Source organism: Henriciella sp. (assembly GCF_049649345.1).
Classification (GTDB): domain Bacteria; phylum Pseudomonadota; class Alphaproteobacteria; order Caulobacterales; family Hyphomonadaceae; genus Henriciella.
In genome coordinates, this window is record NZ_JBARZC010000510.1 from 1 (window position 1) to 4,426 (window position 4,426).

At 60.3% G+C, this 4,426-nt stretch carries 6 protein-coding genes; 2 read left to right on the forward strand and 4 right to left on the reverse strand.

Annotated elements, in window-relative coordinates; genetic code table 11:
• Both WA989_RS14115 and WA989_RS14120 read left to right on the forward strand, forming a co-directional pair.
• Positions 1-692, forward strand: a 692-nt coding sequence (locus WA989_RS14115) for an SDR family NAD(P)-dependent oxidoreductase (protein WP_424341126.1), incomplete at its 5' end; no start/stop codon positions are given.
• Between the two features lie 100 nt (positions 693-792).
• The gene (locus WA989_RS14120; protein ID WP_424341127.1) at positions 793-1,191 is read left to right on the forward strand and encodes a Kazal-type serine protease inhibitor domain-containing protein; all 399 of its coding nucleotides are present in this window, start codon (positions 793-795) and stop codon (positions 1,189-1,191) included.
• On the opposite strand, the gene WA989_RS14125 is transcribed toward WA989_RS14120, so the two are convergent.
• Genes WA989_RS14125 through serS form a run of 4 tightly spaced genes read right to left on the reverse strand, consistent with a single transcriptional unit; the run spans position 1,192 to position 4,263 of the window.
• Positions 1,192-1,845 carry a protein-L-isoaspartate(D-aspartate) O-methyltransferase gene (locus WA989_RS14125; protein WP_424341128.1) on the reverse strand — a complete coding sequence of 218 codons (654 nt, stop codon included), beginning with the start codon at positions 1,843-1,845 and terminating at the stop codon, positions 1,192-1,194.
• The gene (gene surE / locus WA989_RS14130) at positions 1,833-2,594 is read right to left on the reverse strand and encodes a 5'/3'-nucleotidase SurE (RefSeq protein WP_424341129.1); all 762 of its coding nucleotides are present in this window, start codon (positions 2,592-2,594) and stop codon (positions 1,833-1,835) included. Before surE ends, WA989_RS14125 begins: the two co-directional genes overlap by 13 nt.
• Complete coding sequence (locus WA989_RS14135) at positions 2,591-2,968, reverse strand: DUF6713 family protein (protein ID WP_424341130.1); 378 nt, start codon at positions 2,966-2,968, stop codon at positions 2,591-2,593. Before WA989_RS14135 ends, surE begins: the two co-directional genes overlap by 4 nt.
• Positions 2,965-4,263 carry a serine--tRNA ligase gene (serS, locus tag WA989_RS14140; protein WP_424341131.1) on the reverse strand — a complete coding sequence of 433 codons (1,299 nt, stop codon included), beginning with the start codon at positions 4,261-4,263 and terminating at the stop codon, positions 2,965-2,967. The genes WA989_RS14135 and serS overlap by 4 nt, the downstream gene beginning before the upstream one ends.
• Positions 4,264-4,426: the final 163 nt, after the last annotated feature.

A 4,426-nucleotide genomic window follows, 5' to 3' on the forward strand; every position in this document is an offset into this window, starting at 1 on the left:
TCACCAAGCAGGACGAAGTCGAAGCGATGGTGGCCGAGGCCATCAAGCGGTTCGGCAAGGTCGACATCCTGGTCAACAATGCGGGCATTCTGCGCGACAAATCCTTCTCCAAGATGACGCTCAAGGACATCGAGCTGGTCATCGACGTTCACCTCATGGGCTCGTTCAAGCCCGTCAAAGCGGCCTGGGACATCATGAAGGAGCAGAATTATGGCCGTATCGTCGTCACGACCTCCTCTACAGGCCTCTACGGCAATTTCGGCCAGGCGAACTATGGCGCCGCCAAGCTCGGCCTCGTCGGCATGATGAATACGCTCAAGATCGAGGGCGCGAAGAACAACATCAAGATCAACGCTGTCTGCCCGGTCGCCGCGACCCGGATGACCGAAGGCCTGATGCCGCCTGAAGTGCTGGCCCAGCTCAAGCCGGAATATGTCACGCCGGGCGTGATGAATCTGGTCAAGGATGAAGCCCCGACCGGCATGGTGCTCTCGGCAGGTGCAGGCGTTTTCTCGATGGCCGAGATTGTCGAAACAAAAGGCGCCTTTGTCGGACAGGGCGATGCGCTAACAGCGGAAGCGGTCGAAGCGAAGTGGGACGAGATCACCGACAAATCGGTTCAGACCCATTTCGAAATGGGCTCCGGCCACGGTCAGAACATCTTCGCGCGCGTCGCAGAAGCCAAAGGCTGATCAGAATGCCACACTGACAGCCCCGAATCCGCGTTCGGGGTTGTCAGCCTGTTTCAATCGTGTCCCTATTTAGGCTCTGCGGACTGATCTGGGGGTCACTATGCGCTATCTTATCATTGCCTTGTCGATTGGCATTCTGGCGGCGTGCCAGCCGGAATCGCCAGAACCGGTCGACGCACCGCCGCCGCCTGAAGACACAACGCCGGTCAATGACACGCCTGCGCCTCCAGAAGCTGCGCCTGATGCGGAAGGTGCCACGTGCGGCGGCATTGCAGGCGTCCAGTGCCCCGGTGATCTCTACTGCAAATATCCGGACGGCCAATGTCTGGAAGTCATGGATGGCACAGGCACCTGCGAGCCTAAGCCCGAAGTCTGTACGCAAGAATTCGCACCCATCTGTGGATGTGATGGGCAGACCTATTCAAATGCCTGCGTCGCCGCCGCAGAGGGCGTCAGCGTTGCGGCCGAGGGCGAATGCGCAGCCTCTGACGTCGAGTAGCTAGAGCGCGGCAGATTTGCCCGAGCGCAGCACAGGCAAGGGTTCGAGGATCGGAAAGTCCTCGGTCTCCCCGCTCTGTCTGAAGCAGCGGATGATCTGGTCCTCACCGGTCCGGTTGACCGGCGCGACAAGGCGCCCGCCGCGGGCCAGTTGCCCCAGCAAGCCTTCGGGCACGCCAGTGACAGCACCGGTCAGCAGGATCCGCTCAAACGGCTTGTGTTCAGCCCAGCCTTCAAGCCCGTCGCCATGGCGGAAGTTCACATTGTCGACCTTGAGCTCGAGCATGCGGGCGCGGCCATCGATGACCAGCCGCTCATAGCGCTCGACCGCCCAGACATGCCGCCCGATCTGCGCCAGAAGCGCTGTCATGTAGCCGCTTCCTGAGCCAATGATGAGAATGCGGTCTTCCTTGCCGGGCGTCGCTTTCAGCGCGCCGAGCAGCTGGGCCACCACAACAGGCTTGGGAATCATCTGCCCGCACGGGATCGGCAGGGCTGTGTCCTCATAGGCAAGCTCCGACAGGGATGGATCGACGAACACGGCCCGGTCGATTGTCTCCATGGCAGAGAGGACTGCATCATCGCGTATACCCTGCCGGCGCAAAAGCAGGATGAGGCGCGCGGCCCGGAAGGGATCGGCGATCAGGTCTGCCATGAAGCCTTCAGTGTCTCGAGATACCGGTTATGCGTAAGATCGACATGCAGGGGCGTGACCGAGATGCGGCCCTCATAGATGGCGCGAAGGTCGGTGCCCTCTTCCGGCCGGGACAGCTTGCCCCTGAACCCGATCCAGAAATAGTCATTGCCGCGCAAATCTTCACGCCGCTCTGTCGTGATGATGGATTCGTCGCGGAAGCCCTGCCGCGTGATCTCTATCCCGGCAACGTCGTCAGGTTCGCGGTCGGGGAAGTTCACGTTCATGACGACATCGTCCGGCCAGCCCTTCTCGATCAGCGGCCGGATCACCTCCGCGCCCCATTTCTTCGACGTTTCCCATGGCAGGGAGACGCGTTCACGAAAGCCCTGGGCCTGGCTCAGTGCGATGGACGGAATGCCGAGATGCATGCCGAACATGGCGCCCGCAATCGTGCCAGACAGGCTCGTATCTTCGGCAATGTTCTGGCCGCGATTGACACCTGACAGGATGAGTTCCGGCCGTTCCGGCATCAGATCATGAACGGCAAGCAGGACGCAATCGGTCGGCGTACCCATAACGGCCCAGCACTTTTCGCGCACTTCGCGCGTGCGAACCGGCTGCGTTAGCGTAATGGATCTCGACTGACCTGACTGTTCGACCTCAGGCGCGGCGATCCAGATGTCGTCGGAGAGCTCACGCGCAATGGATTCGAGCACCGACAGCCCCGGCGCGTGAATTCCGTCGTCATTGGTGAGGAGAATTCTCATCGCCTGCTCCAGACCCTGAGAGTGAGATAAACCGCTCCAAATAAGCCTGCGCCGTAAACTGTAACGGTTTCTACAGGCGGAACGAAACTATAGTCATGGTGACCTGACAGGAGGAAGTGAGCGATTGAATGGATAACAGCCCCGAGCGCAAAGACGAGAGCTCCCAATTCGCGCCAGCGCGCCACAAACACCGCCCAGAATATCAAAGCGAAGAGCGGAATGTGAAACCAGACAAAAACCTGTCTCGCAACACCATCTTCCATGCCCGAAAGGATCGGCAGCATACGCCACTCAGCGTGTGTCATGGCATCAAGTTCGTGTGTGCACAGAAGTGCAACCATCAGGATCAATAGAAAGGTCCGGACCTCCCTCATTTGATGACCTCAAGCCCGCCCATATACGTGCGCAGCACCTCAGGCACGGCGATCGTGCCATCCTCCTGCTGATAGTTCTCCAATACAGCGACAAGCGTGCGCCCGACGGCCAGACCGGAGCCATTCAGCGTATGGACGAATTCAGGCTTCGGCTTCGGATTGGCCTCACTCGGTGCTGGCCGCCAGCGCGCATCCATGCGGCGGGCCTGGAAGTCCCCGCAATAGGAGCATGAACTGATCTCGCGATAGGTCTCCTGGCTCGGCAACCAGACCTCGAGGTCATAGGTCTTGCGCGCGCCAAAGCCCATGTCGCCAGTGCAGAGCAGCATCCGGCGGTAAGGTAGTTCGAGACGCTCCAGGATCGTTTCGGCGCACGTGGTCATGCGCTCCAACTCAGCGAGGCCCTCTTCTTCGTCACGGACGATAGAGACAAGCTCGACCTTGTTGAACTGGTGCAACCGGATCATGCCCCGCGTATCGCGGCCTGCGCTGCCCGCTTCAGAGCGGAAGCATGGGGTGTGGGCCGTCATGCGACGCGGCAGCAAATCGGCCTCAACGATCGTTTCGCGCACGCTATTGGTCAGGGGAATCTCGGATGTCGCGATCAGCCACATGCCATCGGTCGTCTCAAACGAGTCCTCGCCAAATTTTGGAAGTTGCCCCGTTCCCTGCATGGCATCAGAACGCACGAGGAATGGCGGCGTAGTTTCGGTGTAACCGTGCTCACCTGTCTGGACATCCAGCATATAATTCGCGAGCGCACGCTCCAGCCGCGACAGCGCACCGCGCAGCAGCACAAAGCGCGAGCCGGACATCTTCGCCGCAGTCTCGAAATCCATTAGGCCTAGTTTTTCACCGAGATTGGCATGATCTTGCGGCGCGAAATTGAAGCCGCGCGGCGCATTCCAATGCTGGTCGACGGTGTTGGCTTCTTCATCCTCGCCTTCGGGCACATCCGGGAGGGGAAGGTTCGGCAGGCCGAACAGCAGCGCGTCGAGCTCTGCCCGAGCGGCCGCTTCCTGCTCGCCGGCCGCTTCAATCGTCTCCTTGGCTTCGGCGACAACGCCGCGCAGGCGCTCGAATTCGGCCTCGTCGCCTTTCGCTTTCGCCTGTCCGATCAGCTTGGAATTGGAATTTCGCGCGCTCTCGGCGTCCTGCTTGTCTGTCAAGGCTTTGCGCAACGCCGCATCATGGGCCAGGATTTCATCGACGCTGTCGCCGAGGCCGGGTTTGCGGCGGTTCCAGGCGGCACGAAACGCTTCGGGGTTTTCGCGGATGGCGCGGATATCGAACATGAGGTCGGTCCTGCAATTGTCTTTAAGGGCCCCGCTCTAGACCAATTGGCGGTGAAGCGGAACAGGGCAGTTGAGGCGATTATCAGCCTAGCTTTCGGCTTCTGCTTCGCGGGCCGCTTCTTCCTCGGCCGCTTTCTTCTCCATCATCGAGACGCACCAGATC

Excerpts from the sequence above, each read along its gene's own strand:
- WA989_RS14120 (WP_424341127.1), top strand. The coding sequence starts at position 793 with ATGCGCTATCTTATCATTGCCTTGTCGATTGGCATTCTGGCGGCGTGC.
- WA989_RS14125 (WP_424341128.1), bottom strand. The coding sequence starts at position 1,845 with ATGGCAGACCTGATCGCCGATCCCTTCCGGGCCGCGCGCCTCATCCTG.
- surE (WP_424341129.1), bottom strand. The coding sequence starts at position 2,594 with ATGAGAATTCTCCTCACCAATGACGACGGAATTCACGCGCCGGGGCTG.
- WA989_RS14135 (WP_424341130.1), bottom strand. The coding sequence starts at position 2,968 with ATGAGGGAGGTCCGGACCTTTCTATTGATCCTGATGGTTGCACTTCTG.
- serS (WP_424341131.1), bottom strand. The coding sequence starts at position 4,263 with ATGTTCGATATCCGCGCCATCCGCGAAAACCCCGAAGCGTTTCGTGCC.